The organism is Paenibacillus sp. FSL R10-2782 (assembly GCF_038592985.1).
GTDB lineage: Bacteria > Bacillota > Bacilli > Paenibacillales > Paenibacillaceae > Paenibacillus > Paenibacillus terrae_C.
This window is the reverse complement of the sequence record NZ_CP151951.1, coordinates 50,769-73,495: the sequence shown is the minus strand read 5'-3', so window position 1 is coordinate 73,495 and position 22,727 is coordinate 50,769. Positions and strand designations below refer to the sequence as shown.

The window sequence follows — 22,727 nt, the reverse complement described above, 5'->3', positions numbered from 1 at the left end:
AAGAAGCGTAGCGCTCGCAGGATCAAATGATTCGCGAAGCCGTTCCTACCCCCCATAACTCAGTGCGTTTTTAGACCCGTACACCATCGCATCACACATACGCACTGTGCGCTTGATTTGCGCAACATCATGTACGCGCACAATCTGACAGCCTTGGGCAATGCCAAAGGCAACCGTAGCCGCTGTGCCCTCAACCACATCATCCACAGGCAAATCCAGCGCTGTACGGATAAATCTTTTGCGTGACGTCGCCAACAACAGCGGATAGCCCAACTGACTTAGCGTATCCAGAGAAGTCATGGCATGAATATTTTCGTCGTAATCTTTGGCAAACCCGATGCCCGGATCTAAAATAATCTGTTCCGCACGTACACCTGCATCCAGCGCCAATCCGATACTTTCTTTTAAATCATTAATCATATCCGGTATAAAATCGCTATAGTTACGGTCATGACGATTATGCATTAAAATGACTGGACAATCGAATTGTGAAGCTACACGTGCCATGTCAGGGTCTGCCTTAAACCCCCACACATCATTGATGATATGCGCACCTGCTTCAAGCGCCTTCCGGGCTACTTCAGCTTTGTAAGTATCCACGGATAATGGAATGTGTGGAGCAATACGGTGGATAGCCTGTACTACCGGAATAACACGGGCCAGCTCTTCTTCCACACCTACCGGATCATGCCCCGGCCGGGTGGACTCGCCGCCAATATCAATAATATCGGCTCCATCCTCCACCAGCTTCAAGGCATGTAAAACGGCAATCTCCAGACTATTGTGCAATCCGCCATCGGAAAATGAATCCGGGGTCACGTTCAGTATACCCATCACCTGTGTGGAATCTCCGAGCGTAAGCTCGGCCTCGCCCATCTGATAGCTTCGTCGGTAAAAGGTCGGTATATTCAATTCATCCCTGCTTTCTCTCTGTAATCGTGTATCAGCAGAGCGGTTATGGAACCAGCCTGTTTCCAGGCATCGGATAACCGGTGCGTCGTTCCATCCAGCTCCAGCAGTAGGTTCACAGGCCGGATTTCCTGTATGGAATTCGTCATAAATATTTCATCAGCCAGCCGCAGCTCGTCCCAACGGTATAGACCCTGCTCACAGTGGATGCCTCTCGCTTGCGCCAGCTCCACAATAAGTCCACGTGTAATACCTGGCAGGATACCTGTAGACAGCTCCGGGGTGTACAGCGTATCATTTCGTACAAAAAACAGGTTGCTGACCATGCCTTCTGCCAAGAAACCGTCTGCCGTAAGCATCATCCCTTCAGCCCTATGCTGGACGGCAGCGGCGTACTGCTGAAGCTCCCGCTTGGCGAGAATGTTATTCATATAATGGAGCGACTTTAAACGAATCTCACCCTCGGGCGTGTTTCTTGGCGTTCGCAACAACTGAAGCGCCGACGCGACAGTTGTTCCCACGGTTTCTGTATGGGTAGCGGGTAACGGCTTGGCGAACAATATATGGTTAGGCCGTGTATAGTCACCAGACGGCAAGCCAAGTACCTCTTCGCCCGCCGACACGGTGTAACGGATATATGCTTCGTTCAGACTATTCGCGGCCATCAGACTTTGGACATGCGCGGTAAGCTGGCCCTTGTCCGGTTGAAAAGGAATGCCCAGCATCTGGCAGCCCTCTGCCAGTCTGTTCAAATGACGATCGAGCAGAAACGGAACTCCCTTGTAGGTACGGAAGGTTTCAAAGAGGCCCATTCCGTACAAAAAGCCGTGATCACTTACGTGAATCACGGCATCTGCGGCTTCCGTGAGGACGCCATTGACTCCGATGTATTTCATGAATCAGACGCCTACCTTGCGTTTCAGGAAATTGCGTAACAGCTGATGCCCGTGGTCCGTAATGATGGACTCAGGATGGAACTGAACTCCTTCCACGGCAAACTCTTTATGCCGTAAGCCCATAATTTCACCTTCCGCAGTTTCAGCGGTAATTTCCAGACATTCAGGCAGGCTCTCGCGCTCCACCAGCAAAGAATGATACCGGGTCGCTGTGAACGGGGAAGGCAAGCCTTCAAATACCGATGTATTATGGTGGAGAATTGGTGAGGTTTTGCCGTGCATGAGTCGTTCAGCCCGGATGACATTCCCCCCAAACGCCTGTCCGATGGCCTGGTGACCCAGACAAACGCCGAAGATCGGAATCAGCCCTTTAAAGTTACTAATCACATCCAGCGATATTCCCGCCTCATTCGGCGTGCATGGACCCGGTGAAATCAGAATATGCTCCGGCGCCAACTCTTCTATGCCTTTCAGATCAATCTCATCGTTCCGTCTTACGGTTACTTCCTCGCCTAGCTCACCCAAATACTGAACAAGATTGTACGTAAACGAATCATAGTTATCAATCACCAAAATCATACGACTCACCCTCCTGTGATACCGCTTTTGCTCAAAGCGGCTTCTTCTTCACCACATTGTACTGCTTTCATGACGGCTCTTGCCTTATTTCGGCACTCGCGATATTCCCTGTACGGGTCTGAGTCAATGACAATGCCTGCACCTGCCTGTAAATAGGCCGTGCTGCCTTTGACAGCTAGTGTTCTTATTATAATATTTAATTCCATATTGCCGTTATAGTCAATCCACCCCATGGACCCTGTATAAGGACCACGCCGGACAGGCTCTAATTCTTCAATGATTTCCATGGTGCGCACCTTGGGTGCTCCGGTAATGGTTCCCCCAGGAAACGTGGCGGCGATCACATCTAAAGCGGTACGACCCGCGGCCAGCTTGCCCTCTACTTGAGAAACGAGATGCATCACGTGCGAATAGTACTCGACAGTCAGCAACTCCGGCACATGCACCGTTCCGTATTCAGCAATCCGGCCGATATCATTGCGTTCCAGATCAACGAGCATGATATGCTCGGCGCGCTCTTTTTCGCTCGATAGCAGCTCCGCAGCCATGGCAGTATCCTCTTCCGGCGTGAGTCCTCGCCTTCTTGTACCTGCAATGGGGCGTGCGCTGACACGTCCATCCTCCAGCTTTACCAGTAATTCGGGCGAACCGCTGACGATTCGTAAATCCGGCATCCGCAGCAGGCCCATGTAAGGGGAAGGGTTCAGCAGGCGAAGCCACTCATAAATATCCTCAGGTTGGGCTACCAGCGTACGTTGCTGACGAATCGACAGGTTTACCTGAAACACGTCACCTTGTGCAATGTATTCCTGCACGCGCTTTACGGCGTGTTCAAAATCCTTTTGGTTGAAAGCTGCTTTCCAGCCTTCTGCTTCATGATGAGCAGCGAGCAGCTCTTCTTCGGCAAGCCTTGCGCAACGGCGAATATAAGCAGGGTCAGATGCTCCGGCTTGTATGATGCTTTCCCACTGGGTCAGCATACGTTCTGTACGCTGGACAGCTTCTGTGTAATTTTGGGAAAGCACGGCTTTCTGCTGATCCAAAGCGACATCATAGATAATGCCGGTATCACTACTGTCGGCATCCAGGTGAACAGGTGCGGGCGTATGAACAGTGCAATAAATACGGCCTTCCTCATGGTCATAGATCCATAGCTCGTTCACTTGCATCCATACATAGTCCGGTATGCCTGTATCGTCTGCTGCCTGTATCGGTAGACGTTCCAGTGAGCGAGCTACATCGTAGCCGAGATAACCGGCAAAGCCCCCAGTGAAAAAAGGGATGCCCGGTACGCGCGGCGCACGGTAGGGAGCGATCCAGTCCTTCATGACGGTCAGGGGCTGACCGTGTATGAGATCACGCTTGCCGCTTTTTAGATCGGTCCAGACTGCCTGTTCCCCTTTACCTTCCAATATAGCAACCGGATTTAAGCCCAAATAGGTGTATCTCCCGCCTTTAGCGCTCTCCAGTACAAAGGCATAGGGTGACGAATCCTCCCATGCCCTCTGCCATGATAACGGTAAACCGTCAGCAGGTAATTGACACTCAGCAATATATGGGAGTATACTCCATCCTTCCTTCAGCCAGGCCTGCCACTGTGCCTCCGTTACTCTAGCTGTTGATTTCATGCGTGTGTGCTTCCCCTTCCCCTACTTTGCGCAAAGTCTATAAGCTATTTTTAAAAAGAATCCCCCACCCCCCTGAGAACAGGGAAATGAGGGACTCCTTACATATAATATAGTATACACAATTACGACGTAATTACAGCTCGAAATTATACAGTGGCGTACTCAGGTAACGTTCACCGTTACTTGGAATGATGACAACAATACGCTTGCCTTTGCCTAATTCTTTAGCCAGCTTCAAAGCCGCATGAACTGCCGCACCGGAGGAAATCCCCGACAAGATGCCCTCTTCCTTGGCTACTGTACGCGCCACTTCAAAAGCTTCATCGTTTTCTACATGAATAATTTCATCATAGATGTCACGGTTCAAAATTTCAGGAATGAAGTTGGCACCAATTCCCTGAATTTTGTGGGGTCCTGGCTTGCCACCAGCCAAGATTGGAGAAGCAGCGGGCTCTACAGCTACGATTTTGATTTCAGGGAATTCTTTCTTAAGGACTTCCCCTGCACCAGAAATAGTACCACCTGTACCAATCCCGGCTACAAAACCGTCCAGGCTACCACCGATGGAGCGGATCGCTTCAACGATCTCAGGGCCTGTCGTTTCACGGTGGATCTTGATGTTGGCTTTGTTCTTGAACTGCTCCGCAGCAAAATACTCCGGATTCTCACTCAGCAGCTCTTCCATTTTCTTAATAGAGCCGTTCATACCCTCCGATCCAGGTGTCAGCACAAGCTCTGCTCCGTAAGCGCGTAGCAGGTTGCGACGCTCCAAGCTCATTGTTTCTGGCATAACAATTACTGCCTTGTAGCCCTTTGCAGCTGCAACCATAGCCAAGCCGATTCCTGTATTACCGCTGGTAGCTTCAATAATCGTACCACCTGGTTTGAGCAGTCCCTCACGCTCAGCCTCTTCCACCATACTAATCGCGATGCGGTCTTTTACACTGGACCCCGGGTTCTGGTATTCCAGTTTCAAATAAATTTCTGCGCTATCTTCCGGTACGATCCGGTTAAGACGGACGAGAGGGGTCTCCCCGATAAGTTCGGTAACGTTATTGACGACTTTAGCCATGATAAGTTCCTCCCTGACATTGAATGTTATATTATTTTTTGCAGAATCACATTGTTAATCAATCCTGATTTTAATTTCCGATAAAAAAGGTAGGTTTTCCATGATAATCATAACAACCTTCAAATCCATTGTCAATACGAGCCATAAAAAACACGATGCCTCCAGCTCTGATTTCCAGCATCGCGCTTCCTTCAAACCCAAAACCGCTCACTCTGTTTATAGAGAAATGGAGGGCATATCTTTTCCAGGCAAAATACGTACACCGTATTTATCACGCAGGCTTTTCTCTACCTCTTCCAGAGGGGCAACTTGAGCGAGTGCGAGCGAGCGGCGAATTTGCTGTCGAATCTGTTGTTCGTTCGTGGGAGCTTCCAGGCGGATATCCTGTACAAAAATAACGGCATAACCCTCGTTAACAGCGATGGGACCAGCAACATCACCGGAACTTAGCTCTCTCGCTGCCTCCATAATCTCTTGCGGCTGAAAAGGATCATACTCATCCACCCATCCCACCTGTCCGCTTTTGTCTTTGCCGGAAAGATGACTGGAATGCTCTTGAAGCAGTGTATCGAAGCTCTCTCCCTGCTTGACCCGTTCCAGTAACGCTTCAGCTTGCTCCGCCTGTGTCACGTATAAGGCTGCCAGCTTGATCTGCTTGCCGACTGCAAATTCCTCGGGATGTTGCTTCCAGTACTCGTCAATCTCAGCTTCCTGAACTTGAATACCCTGTGTGGCTATTTTCTCCAACCCAATCCGGTATTCCGCCTCATTCCGCAAATCATCCGGATTTAATCCGAACTGTTGCTGCATTTCATCAAAATAGGCGCGATCCGAGGCATACCCTTTACTATCCTGCTCCAGCACCTGCTGCAAATCCTCTTGAGTAACCTTGATACCGAGACGCCCAGCCTCAGCCTCCACAACTTTGCGGTTTAACATTTGCAATAGTGTAGTGGCTCCATAGCGTTTTTTCAGCTCTGCAATCCACTGTTCCTCCGATATGCCTTCCTGACCCATCTCCGCCACAGCATGGTCGCCGTCGTCCTTGGTTACATCACCCGGCTTTAACAGCCCGCGAAGCATGATAAAACCACCCAAGGCGGCGACACTGACGGTCAGGATAATGACTGCCGTCCATAATCCTTTCTCCCGTGTACTCATCGCTCGCACCGCCCATCCGGTTAGGCTTTGGCTTGATCTAACAGATTTTGCAATTCGTCTTTATTAAATTGATAAGCCTCATTACAGAAGTGGCACACGACCTCCGCCTGTCCCTCTTCCTCAATCAGCTGCTCCAATTCGCTTTCTCCCAAGCTGATTAAAGTTTTTTCCACACGCTCTCGCGAGCATTCACATTGAAAATGAATATCCATTTCGTCGAGAATCCGAACGTCAGGCAGCATCCAGCGCAGCATTTCATCAAGCTCCAAGCCCTGATCCAACAGAGCTGTAACTGGCGGAATAGAGCCGACTGCATTTTCGATGGCCGTAATCTCATCATCATTCAAGCCCGGAAGCAACTGAATAATAAATCCGCCCGCCACGATTACCGAGTTATCGGTATCCACCAGCACGCCCAAGCCCACCGCCGAGGGTGTCTGCTCCGATTTGGCAAAATAGTAAGTAAAATCTTCCCCCAGCTCGCCGGAAATAATCGGGGTACTGCCACGATACGGTTCCTTTAATCCCAGATCCTTGATGATATGAATAAAGCCCTCTGTCCCGACAGCACCTGCTACGTCCAGTTTGCCCATACTGTTGCTCGGCAAATGTACATGTGGCTCGGATACATAGCCCCGCACCTCACCTACAGCGTTGGCATCAACGACGATTTGTCCGATTGGACCGTCACCTTTAACTTGAATGGTCAGCCGCTCTTTACCTTTTAACATAGAGCCCATAATGGCACCCGCTGTAAGCGTTCGTCCCAAAGCAGCGGTGGCAGTAGGATACGTATCATGTCTTCTCCGCAGCTCCTCCACCAGTTCTGTTGTCCGAACCGCAAAGGCTCTGACCCTTCCATCCATAGCTGTACCACGAATAAGTTGATCCTGTTTCTTTTCCATATTGATTTCCTCCCCTATTCTCAGAGCAGCTATATGCTGTTATTTTCGTTAGTGTATGTTTTTTTCCGCATAACTAAAGCATGATTCCTGCTATATAAACAACCTGCATCGACAGATCACGCGAATCGTTCAAAAACGTAACATATTTCAGTATAGACGAAAAACGCCGCCAATCCAAACCGGTTTCATCTCCGGCTGGCCTCGGCGGCAGCTTATATCCATTTTTTATTCAGCGTTACGTTGGTAAATGATACGCAAGCCTTCCAGCGTCAACATTGGCGACACTTTCTGAATGCTCCGTGTCTCCGATGCAATTAACTCGGCAAGACCTCCGGTAGCAATAACCGTAGGCTCTGCCTGCATTTCCTCCTTGATGCGCTCCACAATACCGTCCACTTGCCCTGCATAACCGAAAATGATCCCCGCCTGCATAGCATGAACCGTATTGCGGCCGATGACCTTCTTGGGTTTCTCCAGCTCAATGCGAGGTAGCTTGGAAGCCCGTTGATACAACGCCTCCGTCGATATCCCGATACCCGGCACAATGACCCCACCCAAGTAGTCTCCCTTGTCATCAATACAATCAAACGTCGTCGCTGTTCCAAAATCGACCACAACCAGAGGACCGCCATACCGCTCGACAGCAGCAACCGCGTTCACGATCCGGTCAGCCCCTACTTCACGCGGATTTTCATAACGCAGATTAAGACCGGTCTTGATTCCCGGTCCGACGATTAGGGGCGTTCTGCCTATGTATTTGTCGCACATTTCCTCCAACACATGAACCAGCGGTGGAACAACTGAGGAGATAATGACCCCTTCAATATCATCCTTAAATACACCGCCCATACTAAAAAGATTATGTATGAGCACGCCGTATTCATCTGCGGTTGCCTGTCTGGAGGTGCTAATCCGGTAATGATGCAGCAGCTCACGCCCCTGATACATCCCCAGCACAATATTGGTATTGCCCACATCCACTACAAGAATCAATCGGTGTCACCTATCTTTCTTTGCGTTAAGGTCAAGGCTGATATCCAGATTATGAAAAGAGTACGTCAGCCTGCCTACAGAAATCACATCTACGCCGCTCTCAGCCATCGCTCGCACCGTATCCAGTGATACATTGCCTGAAGCTTCCGTTTTGACATGTGGAGCCTGTTCCCGAATAAAACAAACTGCTTCCTTCATATCCTGAACGGACATGTTATCCAGCATAATAATATCCGCTCCGGCATTCAGCGCTTCCTGAACCTGTTCCATGTTTTCCGTCTCTACTTCAATCGTCATCGTATGCGGAATATGAGTACGTGCCCGGGTCACTGCCTGCATGATCCCACCGGCACCCTTGATATGATTATCCTTTATCATAACGGCATCGTACAAGCCAAACCGATGATTGGAACCGCCACCCACACGAACAGCGTATTTTTCAAGCAGCCGATGCCCCGGTGTTGTTTTTCGTGTATCCACCAAGCGCGTCGAAAGTCCATGAAGCTGGTCCACAAAGGATTTGGTTCGCGTTGCAATGCCGGACATCCGCTGAATCAGGTTTAGAGCCAAACGTTCTCCAGTCAGAATCGCATGGGTACTCCCTGTCACTTCTGCCAGAACGGCCCCCTGCTCGATCCATTGCCCATCGGTCACGAGTGGAGTAAAGGACAGTGTGGGGTCTACGACCCGAAATACGAGTTCTGCCACGGGCAAGCCCGCAGCAACACCGGATTCCTTGGCATGGATTACCGCTTTGGATTGATGATTCGGCTCGATGGTCCAGCGCGTGGTCACATCACCCGATCCTGTATCTTCTCGCAGCCAGCTGCGAATTTGTGCTGTCAGTTCTTCCTGATACCCGCTAAACTCACCGTAATGCTCGCTGTTAGATGTCATGAATGCACTCCTCCGTTATCCCTTGCTCACGTCGCTGCTGGACATGCTTGCGCCATACGCTATCGTATGCTGTAGGGAAATCGTCACGATAATGTGCTCCCCTGCTTTCCTCGCGCATCAGCGCCCCATCCGTGACCAGCAAGCCACAGGTGAGCAAATTGGCAAACTCAATCTCTTCCCGGCTGGTCAGGACAACGCTGAAAACGGACATCTGCCTCCGTAGCTGATCCAGTGCTGCTTGCAGCCCCTCCCCATTCCGACGCACTCCAGCATAATGAACCATTGTTTCTTGCAGCTTGAGCTGCTGCTCTATGATAGACGAAGCCAGAGAGTCCACGCGGTTGTCATTATAGGATATCAGTGTATGACCGGCCAGCGGCGGTAAAGAATGTAACCGTTCGACAATCCTGCTGCCAAATACGACCGCCTCAGATAACGAATTACTCGCCAAACGATTAGCCCCGTGTACACCTGTGGAAGACACCTCACCACAAGCGAACAGGCGTGCAAGGGTGCTTTCTCCATGCAAATTGGTCTGAACGCCGCCCATCATATAATGTGCAGCGGGCGCTATAGGAATCCAGTCCGCCGTTATATCCAGTCCATAGGAAAGGCATGTCCGATAAATGGTTGGAAACCGTTGCTTGATCCGTTCAGAAGGCTCATGTGTAATATCCAGATATACAAACGCAGCCTGCGTACGTTCCATCTCATGAACGATGGCACGAGCTACAATATCCCTTGGTGCCAGTTCCTGTCGGGAATCATACTGCTCCATAAATCGCTCTCCCTGAATATTGCGCAGCACAGCCCCTTCACCCCGTACGGCTTCGGAAATCAGAAATCTTGGAGCACCCGGATGACATAACGCTGTCGGGTGAAACTGTATAAATTCCATATCCCGCACAGCTGCCCCGGCGCGATATGCCATAGCAACCCCGTCCCCGGTTGCGATATCCGGGTTGGTCGTATACCGAAATAATTGTCCTCCGCCCCCGGAGCATAAAACGGTTGCATTCGCAGTGACATATAATCGTTCGTCATTCGGCTTTTGCACCAGTGCGCCGATGCACTCGCCATGCTCAGTCAGCAGATCGATGACCATGTGCTCGTCCCACACCTCAATAGCGGGATGATCAGTGACCTTCTCTGACAATGCACGAACAATTTCATCGCCAGTGGCATCCCCATTTGCATGCAAGATGCGCCGATGGCTATGTGCACCTTCCTGTGTGAGCGCAAGCTCACCATTTTCCTGGTCAAAGGCCGTCCCCAAACGTATTAATTCCTGTACACCGCTTGGCCCCTCATGAACAAGTGCCCTGACCGCTTCCGGCTCACACAGACCTGCACCTGCAACCAGGGTATCTTGAATATGATATGCTGGTGCATCCTCATCCGAAGTGACAGCGGCGATACCGCCTTGCGCATACTTGGTGTTGCTTTCCAACAATGCCTTCTTGGTAATTAGCAACACCCGCCGATTCTCCGCAGCCTTAATGGCCGTATATAAGCCCGCAATGCCGGAGCCGATAATCATCACGTCGGCTTCGAATTTGGGTAATTCCGCTACATCAAAATCAATCAGATATCTTGGAATCATGGCTTCACCTGTTTCACAGAAGAATAGCGCACACCATAGAATGTACAGTATGCGCTCATGGTATATGTTCAAAAAGATTGAAAGCCCATTACAGCGGCTGACAGCTTGTATAAGCTAAGAACACGAACAGCCGTTTATTTAACAATAAATGTACACAACGTTCCTTCGTCTGTCAAATCGCCTCAGCTATTTCTCCAGTATTTAAAAAGCTCCGGAAAACCAATCGTTACTGGTTCCCCGGAGCTTTCATATACGCTTATTCAACTATCAACCCGATGGCTAGGTTGTTGTCGGTGGAGTGCCACCAGAGTTGCCCGAATTATTACCGTCCTCTGGCTTTTGCAGATTAGGAATATCATTCGGTTGATCCGTTGTATTCTTTGGCTCATCATCCTTGCCTTGAATACGTACACGAACGTCTCCGATGTTGTCGATCACAGGCTCACCATTTTCCGGTGTACCTTCTCCCTCATTCGTGCTGCCGTCCAAAGAACCTGTCTCGATCAAACGTTTAATTTGCTCAAGTTCCAGAGTTTCTTCAACCAGCAAGGTTTGGGCGATCAAATGAACCTCTTTGGAATATTTGGTCAGGAGTTCTCTGGCACGCTCATAAGACTCGGTGATGAAACGGTTCATCTCCTGGTCAATCTGATAAGCGATCTGATCACTGTAGTTCTGCTCATGACCGATATCCCGTCCAAGGAATACCTGGCCTTGCGAAGTACCGAACTGCATTGGACCGAGCTTCTCACTCATACCGTATTCCACGATCATGCTGCGTGCGATGCTTGTTGCTTGTTGGAAGTCACTATAGGCACCTGTTCCGATTTCACCAATAAACAGTTCCTCGGATACGCGTCCACCCAGCAAACCAGTGATTTTGTCCAGTAATTCCTGCTTGGTTGTCAGCATGCGATCTTCCTTCGGAAGCATGATGACATATCCGCCTGCGCGTCCACGTGGAATAATCGTTACCTTGTGAACCATGTCGGCATTTTCCAGGAAGAAGCCAATAATCGTATGGCCTGCTTCGTGATAAGCTACAATCCGTTTCTCGCGGTCACTGATTACGCGGCTGCGTTTTTCTGTACCTACAATAACACGGTCGATCGCTTCATCCACTTCTCGCATCGAAATATCTTTGCGGTTACGACGAGCTGCGAGCAAGGCAGCTTCGTTCAACAGGTTTTCCAGATCAGCGCCTGTAAAGCCTGTTGTACGCTTCGCAATAACATCCATTTTAACATCTTTAGTTAATGGCTTGTTGCGTGCATGTACAAACAATACCGCTTCGCGGCCTTTAACGTCTGGGCGATCAACTGTAATTTGACGGTCAAAACGTCCTGGACGAAGCAATGCCGGATCCAGAATATCTGGACGGTTCGTTGCGGCTACGATGATAATACCTTCGTTCGCTCCGAATCCATCCATCTCAACGAGCAATTGGTTGAGCGTCTGCTCACGTTCATCATGTCCGCCACCCAATCCGGCGCCACGTTGACGTCCGACAGCATCAATTTCATCAATGAAAATGATACATGGTGCGTTCTTTTTCGCGTTTTCGAACAAATCCCGTACACGGGAAGCGCCGACACCGACGAACATTTCTACGAAATCAGAACCCGAAATGCTGAAAAACGGTACTCCGGCTTCGCCTGCAACAGCTCTCGCCAAGAGTGTTTTACCAGTACCCGGAGGGCCCACTAACAGGACACCTTTTGGAATACGGGCGCCCACAGCTGCGAACTTACGCGGATCCTTCAAGAATTCTACGACTTCAACAAGCTCTTGCTTCTCTTCGTCGGCTCCTGCCACGTCTTCGAAGGTAACTTTCTTCTTCTCTTCGTTATAAAGACGGGCTTTGCTCTTGCCGAAGTTCATAACTTTGCCGCCACCGCCCTGTGCCTGATTAAACAGGAAGAAGAACAGCAGGAACATGATCACCAAAGGAACAATAGAAGTCAAGAACGTCAGCCAAATGCTCTCGCCTTCCATTTTCTTCTGTACGTATTCAAATCCGTTCGTTTCACTAGCATTAACCAGTTCGGTTAATGCAGAGTCCGTTGGCGGAACATATACAGAAAAATTGGTGGATTTGGCATTAGCCGGCTGCTTCTTATATGCACCGGTTACAAGATAGGCGTAACCGTCAAATTGGACCGTTACTTTAGAGATATTATTAGCTTTAACCTCTTGCCGTAATTGGTCATATCTAGGGAGATCGGAGGCTTCGTTACTGTTGCTGACAAATTGAACGATACCCACCACAACTAAAAAAAGAATCAAATAAAAACCAGAATTCCGGATGAACCGATTCATCCCCTACCTCCTCTCGAAACACTTAAGTTATTTTACCATAGCCTGTAAGCCCTTCTCAACAAAGGACGCTATTTAGTCCTAGGACTGGAGGCTGAGATTAGCTGGTGTAGATTTCCGGCTTCAAAATCCCTATGTATGGGAGGTTCCGGTAGTGCTCGGCATAATCCAGACCATAACCCACAACAAACGCATCCGGAAGAGTAAAACCGGTATAATCAGCTTCAAGATTAACCGTCCGGCGGGCAGGTTTGTCAAACAGGGTTACGACACATACCGAATTGGCATTACGATTCTTAAGCAATTCAATCAAATGAGTCAGTGTCAGACCGCTGTCGATAATATCTTCGACAATCAGAACGTCACGCCCTTCAACCGAAGCATCCAAATCCTTAATAATTTTCACAACGCCTGATGATTTGGTGGATACTCCATAACTGGATACAGCCATAAAATCAATCTCCAACGGTACTGTAATGGATTTAACCAAATCCGCCATAAAGATAAACGCACCTTTCAGCACACAAATTACTAACGGATTCTTACCTTCATACTTTGCGCTGAGCTGTGCTGCTAATTCCTTGATTTTACTTTGAAGCTCTTCTTCGCTGATCAATACTTCCTGAATATCATTTTGCAACGGTGTAAACCTCCTAAGTTTATACTATGAAAGCCGTTCCTGCGTAATTACCGATGCTCTGGACTCTCCTGTTTTTGCCATGACATGTATATAACCGAAGAGGTGTGCTTTCGCACCGCGGCATGTACAGAACGCCGCACGCCCGGAATCCAGAGAATAGCCCCGGAACGGTCGCAGACGACGGGAATAACGGGACGCAGCGAAGGAGGTATTTTTTCATCAATGAAAATATCTTTAACCTTTTTTCTTCCGTTTAATCCCATTACATACATGGTATCTCCAGGTAATCGCGAGCGTACTGTCAACGGCAGGACCAATTCATCTGCGTCGAAGCACGCTTCCTCCTCATTCGCCGGATTTTGTCCAGCCGAATAGGAAGCTCTTCGCCACCGAAGTATCCCCCCCGCCTCAGGCAATTCAAGCTCACCGGAAATAGGCAATACGTCCAGTCCATAGCACCATTCGCCCATAACGCCTTGCGTACGGTCAAACAAAACCGCTTGGTCATATTCGCGGACTCCAGTTGCACCGCCACCCAAGTCCAGACTCCACGTGGATGGTCGTTCCTGGAGAAGCCTCAGTCGAACGGTCTCAATTTTACGAAAATCTAAATTATCACTGTCCGAAGGCAGATAATTTAATATTAGTTTAATCAACCTCCGTTGTAAAGCAACGGATAGCTTACGATAGGAAGCGATGGAAAACATATACCTGCTGTTATCTATGTGCACCAATTCCTCATATACCGCCAGCGTGGATGCCTCCATAAAATCATTTTCGTCAGCCATGGTTTCAGCCAGCCGATTTAGAGAAGGTGTCAGTTGCTCATTATATTGCCCCAAAAGAGGAAGCACATCCATACGAATGGAGTTGCGGCGGTATTTCGATGATAAATTACTGCTATCCGTTACATAGGAAAGGTCATGATACTTGCAGAACTCGATCAGGTCAGCCTTGTACATACGAAGCAACGGGCGAATGAGTTGCACATTTTTTTCCTTGCGTGTCAGCCGCATACCTGCCAAACCCGTCGGGCCACTACCACGCAGCAAGTGCAGAAGAACAGTTTCAGCCTGATCATCCCCATGATGAGCCATCGCAATTTGCTGTGCCGCCCACTTTGCAGCCGTATCATGCAAAAAGGTGTAGCGCAGCTCGCGAGCCGCTTCCTGCGGACCCTTGCCGTTCTCCCTCATATAAGCTGGCACATCAACGCGAATCATTTCAAACGGAACCTCAAGTTTCCAGGCCATGTGGCGTACCTCTTCCGCCTCCGCATCCGATTCCTCCGGCCTGAAGCCATGATGGACGTGAGCACAGATCAACTGCAAAGGCATATGTACAACGGATATTTCATGTAAAATGTGCAAAAGGGCCACCGAATCCGGCCCGCCGGATACAGCAACCACAATGCGGTCTCCGGGGCTCCACAGCGAATGTTCCCGCGCGAGGGCGAGCACTTCCTGTACAACACCGGTCGGTTTTGTTGTTCCCATTCACGACCCTCTTTTCTGCCGACCGAAAAATGATGATCATCTGTTATCTTATGTAAGTCCTGCCGCTACCTTAGCGCAATCCAGAGCGCTCCGGCAAGCAGCAAAAGTGAGAGAGTGAAAGCATATCCCAGCCAGCGCGGAGTTCCTCTTTTCACGGACGATTGCCTGACATGCGCAGCAGCCAGACGCGACCAGGAGCGAGCCGCCACACGGGTATCGGGATATTCTCCACGCACTGCCCCCATCAGCCATCCGGCATAGGGTCGTAGTACACGACTACGACGTATGATGATGGTTAATTCCGCCGTATTACGCAGCTGTGGCAACCTGCCCGCCGCTACTTTTAACGATTCGCCCTCCAATATATGTATAGTTAGAAGGGCGAAGGCAAACAGATCATACTGGGAATCGGCATTTCGACTGCCCGCATTCCAGAATCCCCTGTCATACCATTCTGTAAATTGCTTGACGCTCCGTCCCGCAAGGGACACCCCGCCATAATCAATCAACTCGGCTTCTCCATAGGCATTGACCAAAATATTTTGAGGCTTCAAATCGCCAAATACCCATCCTGCCTGATGTAGATCAGCCAAACGATTAAGTATGCCCGTTCCAGCCACACCATACCATTCCGCTCCCTTGAGCGCCACAAAACGATGAAGCGGATCTCCCTTGACGTATCGCATGACATAAAAGGGTATTTCCCCACCGCTACGCAAGGATACATCGTCTACCTCGAACAAAAAGGATGGATGTCCGTTTTGCTGGAGAGCAGATTGGGTTCCCTGCGACTGCAATGTGGTCAGCACGTTAATCTCCGATTGCAGATCAAGCGTGTTCTTCCCCATTTTCAGAGCAAATTGTCGATCAGCCTGTGCCTCTTTTACCAAATATACAGTTCCGTTCGCCCCACGGCCCAGCAGACGCTGAATGACATAGCTGCTCCGCTTCCACTTGCCCTTGATGACCGTTCCGGGTGCAAGAACGGGATCAGACGACGTAGTCACCGAGCATCCCTTCTCCTTTGCCATAGGATTCTTCCATATCTTTCTGTTCCCCTAGTGTAACATATCGGTAATAATCAATCACTTGTAAAATGGCTGGACCTGTTGGTGTCGCCCCCTTCATCCGCAAACGGCCGAATATCGACTTAACCTGGCTAAGTTCAGAGGTCCAGCCCATATCCATTACCGCATCTTCACCCATCCGTCCCCCAGGAAAATGAAATACAGAAATACGGCTAGGCCCGCTTCTGGACTGTAAACTGAGCAGCAAATCCCGAATACTGTCTTCTACAGCAGGCAGCTTGGGCTTCATGCTCGCACTGGCATCAATAAGCAAGGCAATTTCCAAAGCGCTGGTTTCTGTCAGTTCATCCATCACCTCAACCACCTGGGCCCGTTTGGCCGGCGGCAGTTCACCGATATGTCGGGCGCCCCCCTCACCCAAAATATGCGTCAACTCTCTATTAACCGCCTGCTGAATCGTTTGAACCACTGTTTTACGGGTCATCATCTGCATGGTCTGTGCCAACTGCTTCGTGCCTACGATTTGGCTGAAACCCCCTCCCGCTTTAGCGATTTCCTGAATCTCTGTACTTCCAAGCTCGCCAATCGTCCCGTAATCTATGACACCTGCTACGTTCACCGTGATGCCTTCCTGTAAAGCCTGAGCCGCCGCCATGACTGGGCTGACACCCACATTAGAGCATCCGTCTGTAATGATCAAAATTTGCTTCATAGCTTTTTGACCTCCGCTTCCTCGTAATCTATCCTGATAGATTCTATCTTTGCCGAATCTGGAACGATTCAAACGAAGAGCGCGGATTTTTAAAAAGGATGTGGAATTTCCCGGGCAATGTCTATTCAGCTAACCGTACGCGGGCGCTCCATCCAGCTCATACCCGGTACATGAAGCGTGGCCCATTCCGGGCGGAAATGATCTATTTTGCTAACAACTACTGTCATGTCATCATAGATTTGATTTTGCTGGTAACGAATAACTCTTTCCAATAGACAGTCGGCCAACTGCTGCGGGTCATCGCTTTCAATTTCCTGAATCATGCGCTTCATCCATATTTCCTTGTTTACCGCATATCCCGGCGAGTCGTATATACCATCTGTGATCATGATCAAAATATCACCCGGCTGTAATTGAAGCGACACCAGATCAATTTCAATATCCTGTATAATGCCAATCGGCAAATTACTGGCAGATACGGGAATGACCTCCTCCCCTCTTTTAATAAAGCTCGGCGTTGACCCGATCTTCATGAATGTCGTCCGGGCCGTATACTGGTCAATCAGCGCCATATCGACCGTAGCATACATTTCCTCGGGTGATCTCAGCATCAGAACAGAGTTGACCGACTTGATCGCCAGCTTCTCATCCATGCCGGATTGCAGTAATTCCTCCAAAATTTGAAGTGCCGCGCTGCTCTCTTGCTGCGCCCGCTCTCCGTTGCCCATACCATCGCTCAAAGAGACCGCAAAGGTCCCGTTCCCCAGCTCCATCATGCTGTAGCTGTCCCCTGAGAAAAAATCCCCTCCTTTGGCAGCGCTTGCTACTCCTGTGGCAATTTCATAGGTTTTGGCTGAGCCAAACATGACCGTAGCCAATCCCTGGCGGCGATCTGCCGCCGTTTCGCGCATCACAGCAATATGCTCGTCCAATATGTCCGACAGCAGTGGAGCAATGATTTTCCGACATTCGTCAAATCCCCTTGTATAAGCATGGACAATCTCAATTTCGACTTGGCCCGCATCCAGATTAATAATCTCAATAGATTGTATGGATAAGCCCAGCCGATCAAGCGCCTCTCGTATTTGCTCCTCCTGCCGATGCATGGTTTGCCCTTCCCGCTGAATTTCCCGCGCCAAATCCTCCATAATCTGTGATACGCCGGATAGCTGGTCAGCAACAAGCTGACGACTGTCGTATACTTGGCGTTTCCACTGCATATTATGCTGGTAGAGGCTGTATTGCTGCTTCATCACTTGCAACACCGCGCCCGTCTTGGCGCATGCCTTGCTCCACTGCGGCGGCATCTGCTCTGACTCCAAATCCGGATTCTCCTCAATCGCGCTCATCATTTCCGTCATATACTGATGGGTCTGCATAAACTTGCCGTCCCAGCACTGCTCGCACTTGAAGCAGGAGGCACACGTCCCCTCTGCCACAGCGTTCATAAAATGCTCAATTTCACCATCCGATCTCGCACTCTCACTCGCAGATATCTGGTGAAAGCTACGGGATAGCTGACTGAATACGCGGGAAAATTTCGTCACCCGCTCGGCAGTGAGATCACGGACCCTTTTGGCATACTCATGCTGGGATTTGGCGTGGTCCTGCGTACCAGGAACATAGGTAGAAACCGCTTTAAAGAAGCTTTTTGGGGTCATTAAGAATAATAGAATCGCCGCGCAGCTCTCCCAGGTTGATGTCAGCACGTCCCCGGTCCCGTCCAAATAGATCGTCAGAATGGAGGAACCTAGCAACATCCCTAGCGCCACTGCGCCTTTTCGCCCTTCACGCAGCATCCCTGCCAGCAAACCGGCAAAAGCGAGCAAACTCATCTGCACAATCGCAGACATATTGGCCAAGCTTAAAATTAAACCGGTAATCACACCGACCGAAGCACCCAGCGAAGCGCCCCCCACCAAGGCGAACACCAAGACCAAATAGCGAGATAGCACATGATCGACAGACAGCGAGTGAATCGTCCACCCTACCGCTCCCGTCATCACAGAGGCCAGTAAAATAATCAGACACAAAATTTCCTCGTTTTTGAGTTGGCTTGTCTTTTTGCGATACGTAAACAATGGAATGGCCTGCGTAAAAACGAGTGTCAGCATAAAGCTGAGCACCGCATCCGTTCCCACGATGACAAGGTCATACCATGTGAAGGACGGGGCCATCACCGCGTAAAATAAATTGACCATAAACACAGACAGGAAAACCATAAGCGGAGCATAAGATAATTCCAGCCGATCAAAGGTTCGTAGCCCACGATACAGGAGATAGAATACAAGCAGCTCGCCGCCAATCATGAACAACGATGGATAAGGGGCAAACAGACTGCCCAATACGACCGATACAGCTACAGGCAGCATCAGATCTCGCCGCAGGAACATGATGACTGCAAAATAAGCGAGAGCAAAAGGGGATAGCTCGTCCAAAATGGTGGCGCGTCCCAGTAGAAATCCCATAGCAGACAATAGCAGCATCCATCTTTGCGCCGTTACCCACTGCACTGCTTTATGTGAATCCAGCCGCTTCTTGAGTCTGGAAGACCAACCTTCCGTACGTTCTTTAGATTTGGACTTTCTGGATTTCAACCCTGGAAAATGTACCACGTTCCATTTCTCCATCATGCGTCAGGCACCCCATTCATCAATTTGATGTTCCCATCTTAAACCGGAACGATTGAGAAAGTTTGTCAGAAACTCACGTCTTATTCCAAGAAATTTCCGACAAAAAAACGTTCTCCGCGAAAGCACAGAGCATCGGCTCCAATGCCAAGCTACGTCCGCTTGGAAGCGTATGGTAATTAAGAGCGCCATCTCCTTACAAGACCTCTTCCTGTCGCCCACACCTTCGCTTAGACTAGCGATTAGCCCAGAAGATAGACGGAAAACCGTTGGAGTTTGTCGGACGATTATGTCCACACGACAAAAAAAACGTCCACTTTTCAGCTTGATGGCTCTGCTTTTTGCTCAACAATTCTTGAATATCATAAAATGCATGGAAGATTACGGCCGGACGGATCTCCCTCGCTCCCATAGCCTTTACATATTTCAGCTATTGTCGGCAGAACGCAAAAAAACCGTAGCAGTCTTTCGACTGTACGGTTTTCCGTGTATGGTTGATACGGTTGTCAAAGTGAATTAAACACGCTTCGCGCCGCGTCCTCCGCGTTTACCTTCGGTGTTCTTTTTCAGCGACGAAATGCGTTCCTCACTATCTTTCAGGAAGCGTGACATTTTATCCTCAAATGAAGGTTTACCCGGTGCAGGCTTGAACGAACGACCTCCACGATCGCGGTTGAAACCACCGCCACCACCACCGCGTCCTTGACTTGGACCTGAACCTCCACCGCCGAAACGGTCGCCTCCACCTGGTCCTCCTGTGCGCTCCGGTCTTGGAGCTCTTGGCGGACGGGCTTCACTTGCCGGCTTGTCAATCGTTTGCTTAATGGAAAGTCCGATTTTGCCGTCTTTGTCAACATTAATGACTTTCACCGTCACGACATCATTAATCTTCAGGTGATCGTTAACATCCTTAACGTAGTTATCGGCGATTTCCGAGATGTGAACGAGACCCGTGACACCTCCAGACAAATCCACAAATGCTCCAAAATGCGTGATGCCTGTCACTTTGCCCTCTAACTTGGTGCCCACTTCAATTGCCATAGAATAAAATGATCCTCCCTTAAAATATACAACCGATTTTTTTGCAAAAAAATCCCGCTGTGGTGATTTGATTATACAAAATGGCGGAACCAAGGTCAACTAAGCAATGACCCGATGATGCGCCTATTTCTGCTCCCCGATGATCGGCGTCTCTTCCGGTTTGTAAAGACCGTACTTACTTCTGGCAATTTCTCCGATATACTCGGGATCCTTGAGACGATTCACTTCAGTTTGGAGCTGTTGTTCCGTTTGTGTAGCAGCTTGCTTCTGTTTTTCCTTCTGGGTGAGCTGTTCACTTCGATCAGCCATAATCATACCTTGAGAAAAAAAGGTAAAAATAGCCCAACTACCAAAGGCGGCAAGCGATAGCAACCAAATCATGATTCGCCTGCGCCCGCCCGCGTTGGACTTGGACGTAGGAGATGAATGGCGATCTACAGACGAATTACGCATGATACTACCTCCTTCCAAACCATCTTTTTGCCGTGTTTTTCAGTCTGATGCCGAGCTTTACAAGCAATTCTGGAGTCCTCCAACGCGCTTTAAGCGGACCGATCAGCCAAACAAAGGGCTTCCAAACCGGTATCAGGATATATATCAGCATCCTTCCCAGGAACACAATAAGTGCCCATGTCCATCCGACCAGCTTGCGTACCAGCCGATACAGCGCCAACACCGGAAGAACAATCAGGATGCGCAGTATGCTGTTCACGATCAACGTCAGTCTGCGGACTATCTTTAATAACATTACCACAAAACGTTGGGTTGTAACACTAAAGGCCCAAAAATAGAGCCAAACCCCCAAAAGTAGTCCTAAAAAGACATAAAACCGCAGCTCCCCGCGATTACTCGCGTACAGCACACGGAAAATAAACAGGGCCGAGGCCACCCAATACAGCACGTCCAACGTATGAATGCTCCAACGGGCAAAATGAAAGCGGATGGACAGCACCCGGTAGCTGTCGAACACCACTCCCATAGCTATGCCCGACAGCAGCATCCACGTCAGCGTCAGCCATTGTGTGTGAGGATTCATTTGAAGAGCTTGCCGAATAGGCTTTTTCCGTTTTTGGCCGGGGCCCCGGGCTCCAGGTAGATGAGGGAAGTAATCAGACCTTCAATAGACAGCAGCCCCTCTTCCAGACTGAGGTTTTTGATATGTAAATGCTGTCCGCGAATGGTGAGATGACCCAGCTCGGTCTGAAGCAGAAACTCTTCACTATCGAAGCTCTCCACATTGCTGACGCCTGAAATGTCGAGCTGCTTTCGGCTTTGCATGCGCAGGTCATGGTTCTTGGGCTTCCCTTGTTCAATCATGGCATGTACCCCTCCTTCTGTTCTTAGCTTATGAAGGGGACAACAGGATTTAGAACTGCACGAAAGAAACTGCATAAGAAAAAGCACCCCTTCATGAGAATATGAAGGGATGCTTTAATGTACAGCATATTAGAAAGTTAGATTCCAGTTACCAGTTCAAACCATTGTCTCTGGCAATGGGCTCTTCCTTCACTAAAGTGTACATACTTGCAGCCTCGTCCTTGCGTGTAGTGTCGGCGAGCCGTTCCACTCGCACAGTCACCAGCTTCTGGCCAAACTGGACGGTGATTTCATCGCCCACTTTGACCGCACTGCTCGGCTTGGCTTCGCGTCCATTCACCACGACTCTCCCTTGTTCGGAGACGTCCTTGGCTACCGTACGCCGCTTAATCAGCCGCGAGACTTTCAAGAATTTATCAAGACGCATTAGTTGACGGCTTCTTTAAGCTTATTACCGGCTTTAAAAGCAGGAACGGTCGATTCTGGAATTTCAATCGTGTTGCCGGTTTGTGGATTGCGGCCTGTACGGCTGGAACGCTTGCGCGTTTCAAAAGTACCAAACCCGATCAGTTGCACTTTGTCGCCACTAGCGAGTGCATCTGTAATTTCACCAAGTACGCCATTCAATACAGCTTCAACGTCACGTTTGCTCAAACCGCTTTTGCTGGAAATATTGTTGATCAGATCTGTCTTGTTCATAAGTTAAAAGCCTCCCAAATTCAAAAAATAATCATCACGCTGGCATGTCCATAAAATGGGACAGACGTGAGGTCAAACTGCGGCTGAAGCCGCTCTGAACACAACTGGTGTACGGTTGCCCGTAGACTACAGTTATTTTCAGAATTACTACAAGTTATTCTGGCTTGGCCTTAAAAATCCTGCAATGGCAGTCGTTTTTTAATTC

The 22,727-nt window shown here is 49.4% G+C and carries 22 protein-coding genes; all 22 read right to left on the bottom strand.

The window, feature by feature from the left end:
* Positions 1–45: 45 nt before the first annotated feature.
* Positions 46–912: a dihydropteroate synthase gene (folP, locus tag NST83_RS00340; protein WP_342416165.1), complete on the bottom strand. Its 867-nt coding sequence runs from the start codon at positions 910–912 to the stop codon at positions 46–48.
* Positions 909–1,805 carry an aminotransferase class IV gene (locus NST83_RS00335; RefSeq protein ID WP_342416164.1) on the bottom strand — a complete coding sequence of 299 codons (897 nt, stop codon included), beginning with the start codon at positions 1,803–1,805 and terminating at the stop codon, positions 909–911. The genes folP and NST83_RS00335 overlap by 4 nt, the downstream gene beginning before the upstream one ends.
* A gap of 3 nt (positions 1,806–1,808) precedes the next feature.
* Positions 1,809–2,384, bottom strand: coding sequence for an aminodeoxychorismate/anthranilate synthase component II (gene pabA / locus NST83_RS00330; protein ID WP_342416163.1), 576 nt, complete (start codon positions 2,382–2,384; stop codon positions 1,809–1,811).
* Positions 2,385–2,389: 5 nt separating this feature from the next.
* Positions 2,390–4,012: an anthranilate synthase component I family protein gene (locus NST83_RS00325; RefSeq protein WP_342416162.1), complete on the bottom strand. Its 1,623-nt coding sequence runs from the start codon at positions 4,010–4,012 to the stop codon at positions 2,390–2,392.
* Positions 4,013–4,145: 133 nt separating this feature from the next.
* Positions 4,146–5,084, bottom strand: a complete 939-nt coding sequence (cysK, locus tag NST83_RS00320) for a cysteine synthase A (protein WP_342416161.1) — start codon at positions 5,082–5,084, stop codon at positions 4,146–4,148.
* Between the two features lie 216 nt (positions 5,085–5,300).
* The gene (locus tag NST83_RS00315) at positions 5,301–6,245 is read right to left on the bottom strand and encodes a peptidyl-prolyl cis-trans isomerase (protein WP_342416160.1); all 945 of its coding nucleotides are present in this window, start codon (positions 6,243–6,245) and stop codon (positions 5,301–5,303) included.
* A 20-nt stretch (positions 6,246–6,265) separates the two neighbouring features.
* Positions 6,266–7,150, bottom strand: coding sequence for an Hsp33 family molecular chaperone HslO (gene hslO / locus NST83_RS00310; protein WP_342416159.1), 885 nt, complete (start codon positions 7,148–7,150; stop codon positions 6,266–6,268).
* A 225-nt stretch (positions 7,151–7,375) separates the two neighbouring features.
* Positions 7,376–8,143, bottom strand: coding sequence for a type III pantothenate kinase (locus NST83_RS00305; RefSeq protein WP_137061110.1), 768 nt, complete (start codon positions 8,141–8,143; stop codon positions 7,376–7,378).
* 6 nt (positions 8,144–8,149) lie between these two features.
* Entirely contained in the window at positions 8,150–9,040 is an 891-nt protein-coding gene (gene nadC / locus NST83_RS00300) for a carboxylating nicotinate-nucleotide diphosphorylase (RefSeq protein WP_342416158.1), read from the bottom strand.
* Positions 9,030–10,643: an L-aspartate oxidase gene (gene nadB / locus NST83_RS00295; RefSeq protein WP_342416157.1), complete on the bottom strand. Its 1,614-nt coding sequence runs from the start codon at positions 10,641–10,643 to the stop codon at positions 9,030–9,032. The genes nadC and nadB overlap by 11 nt, the downstream gene beginning before the upstream one ends.
* Before the next feature lie 279 nt (positions 10,644–10,922).
* Positions 10,923–12,962 (bottom strand): ATP-dependent zinc metalloprotease FtsH, encoded by a 2,040-nt coding sequence (gene ftsH / locus NST83_RS00290; protein WP_137061107.1) that lies wholly within the window; start codon positions 12,960–12,962, stop codon positions 10,923–10,925.
* A gap of 97 nt (positions 12,963–13,059) precedes the next feature.
* The gene (gene hpt, locus NST83_RS00285; protein ID WP_137061106.1) at positions 13,060–13,599 is read right to left on the bottom strand and encodes a hypoxanthine phosphoribosyltransferase; all 540 of its coding nucleotides are present in this window, start codon (positions 13,597–13,599) and stop codon (positions 13,060–13,062) included.
* 47 nt (positions 13,600–13,646) lie between these two features.
* Complete coding sequence (gene tilS, locus NST83_RS00280; protein WP_342416156.1) at positions 13,647–15,095, bottom strand: tRNA lysidine(34) synthetase TilS; 1,449 nt, start codon at positions 15,093–15,095, stop codon at positions 13,647–13,649.
* 65 nt (positions 15,096–15,160) lie between these two features.
* Positions 15,161–16,102: a serine/threonine protein kinase gene (locus tag NST83_RS00275; protein ID WP_342417842.1), complete on the bottom strand. Its 942-nt coding sequence runs from the start codon at positions 16,100–16,102 to the stop codon at positions 15,161–15,163.
* Complete coding sequence (locus tag NST83_RS00270; protein WP_134911730.1) at positions 16,086–16,835, bottom strand: VWA domain-containing protein; 750 nt, start codon at positions 16,833–16,835, stop codon at positions 16,086–16,088. Before NST83_RS00270 ends, NST83_RS00275 begins: the two co-directional genes overlap by 17 nt.
* A 125-nt stretch (positions 16,836–16,960) precedes the next feature.
* On the bottom strand, positions 16,961–19,468 hold the full coding sequence (spoIIE, locus tag NST83_RS00265) for a stage II sporulation protein E (RefSeq protein WP_342416155.1): 2,508 nt from the start codon (positions 19,466–19,468) through the stop codon (positions 16,961–16,963).
* 513 nt (positions 19,469–19,981) lie between these two features.
* Positions 19,982–20,506, bottom strand: a complete 525-nt coding sequence (locus NST83_RS00260; RefSeq protein WP_014279051.1) for a S1 domain-containing RNA-binding protein — start codon at positions 20,504–20,506, stop codon at positions 19,982–19,984.
* Between the two features lie 123 nt (positions 20,507–20,629).
* Positions 20,630–20,959 carry a septum formation initiator family protein gene (locus tag NST83_RS00255; RefSeq protein ID WP_044646042.1) on the bottom strand — a complete coding sequence of 110 codons (330 nt, stop codon included), beginning with the start codon at positions 20,957–20,959 and terminating at the stop codon, positions 20,630–20,632.
* A 4-nt stretch (positions 20,960–20,963) separates the two neighbouring features.
* Positions 20,964–21,542, bottom strand: a complete 579-nt coding sequence (yabQ, locus tag NST83_RS00250) for a spore cortex biosynthesis protein YabQ (RefSeq protein WP_137061103.1) — start codon at positions 21,540–21,542, stop codon at positions 20,964–20,966.
* Complete coding sequence (gene yabP, locus NST83_RS00245) at positions 21,539–21,823, bottom strand: sporulation protein YabP (RefSeq protein WP_342416154.1); 285 nt, start codon at positions 21,821–21,823, stop codon at positions 21,539–21,541. The genes yabQ and yabP overlap by 4 nt, the downstream gene beginning before the upstream one ends.
* A 148-nt stretch (positions 21,824–21,971) precedes the next feature.
* Entirely contained in the window at positions 21,972–22,250 is a 279-nt protein-coding gene (locus NST83_RS00240; RefSeq protein ID WP_014599342.1) for an RNA-binding S4 domain-containing protein, read from the bottom strand.
* A complete protein-coding gene (locus NST83_RS00235; protein WP_007428028.1) occupies positions 22,250–22,522 on the bottom strand; it encodes an HU family DNA-binding protein in 273 nt (90 codons plus the stop codon). The genes NST83_RS00240 and NST83_RS00235 overlap by 1 nt, the downstream gene beginning before the upstream one ends.
* Positions 22,523–22,727 lie beyond the last annotated feature (205 nt).

What these genes read in the sequence shown, in the direction of transcription:
- NST83_RS00270 (WP_134911730.1), bottom strand. Translation starts at nt 16,835, where the DNA reads ATGAAGCAAATTTTGATCATTACAGACGGATGCTCTAATGTGGGTGTC.
- hslO (WP_342416159.1), bottom strand. Translation starts at nt 7,150, where the DNA reads ATGGAAAAGAAACAGGATCAACTTATTCGTGGTACAGCTATGGATGGA.
- pabA (WP_342416163.1), bottom strand. Translation starts at nt 2,384, where the DNA reads ATGATTTTGGTGATTGATAACTATGATTCGTTTACGTACAATCTTGTT.
- ftsH (WP_137061107.1), bottom strand. Translation starts at nt 12,962, where the DNA reads ATGAATCGGTTCATCCGGAATTCTGGTTTTTATTTGATTCTTTTTTTA.
- spoIIE (WP_342416155.1), bottom strand. Translation starts at nt 19,468, where the DNA reads ATGATGGAGAAATGGAACGTGGTACATTTTCCAGGGTTGAAATCCAGA.
- NST83_RS00235 (WP_007428028.1), bottom strand. Translation starts at nt 22,522, where the DNA reads ATGAACAAGACAGATCTGATCAACAATATTTCCAGCAAAAGCGGTTTG.
- tilS (WP_342416156.1), bottom strand. Translation starts at nt 15,095, where the DNA reads ATGGGAACAACAAAACCGACCGGTGTTGTACAGGAAGTGCTCGCCCTC.
- NST83_RS00260 (WP_014279051.1), bottom strand. Translation starts at nt 20,506, where the DNA reads ATGGCAATTGAAGTGGGCACCAAGTTAGAGGGCAAAGTGACAGGCATC.
- yabQ (WP_137061103.1), bottom strand. Translation starts at nt 21,542, where the DNA reads ATGAATCCTCACACACAATGGCTGACGCTGACGTGGATGCTGCTGTCG.
- nadC (WP_342416158.1), bottom strand. Translation starts at nt 9,040, where the DNA reads ATGACATCTAACAGCGAGCATTACGGTGAGTTTAGCGGGTATCAGGAA.
- NST83_RS00315 (WP_342416160.1), bottom strand. Translation starts at nt 6,245, where the DNA reads ATGAGTACACGGGAGAAAGGATTATGGACGGCAGTCATTATCCTGACC.
- NST83_RS00240 (WP_014599342.1), bottom strand. Translation starts at nt 22,250, where the DNA reads ATGCGTCTTGATAAATTCTTGAAAGTCTCGCGGCTGATTAAGCGGCGT.
- cysK (WP_342416161.1), bottom strand. Translation starts at nt 5,084, where the DNA reads ATGGCTAAAGTCGTCAATAACGTTACCGAACTTATCGGGGAGACCCCT.
- NST83_RS00335 (WP_342416164.1), bottom strand. Translation starts at nt 1,805, where the DNA reads ATGAAATACATCGGAGTCAATGGCGTCCTCACGGAAGCCGCAGATGCC.
- yabP (WP_342416154.1), bottom strand. Translation starts at nt 21,823, where the DNA reads ATGATTGAACAAGGGAAGCCCAAGAACCATGACCTGCGCATGCAAAGC.
- nadB (WP_342416157.1), bottom strand. Translation starts at nt 10,643, where the DNA reads ATGATTCCAAGATATCTGATTGATTTTGATGTAGCGGAATTACCCAAA.
- NST83_RS00325 (WP_342416162.1), bottom strand. Translation starts at nt 4,012, where the DNA reads ATGAAATCAACAGCTAGAGTAACGGAGGCACAGTGGCAGGCCTGGCTG.
- NST83_RS00255 (WP_044646042.1), bottom strand. Translation starts at nt 20,959, where the DNA reads ATGCGTAATTCGTCTGTAGATCGCCATTCATCTCCTACGTCCAAGTCC.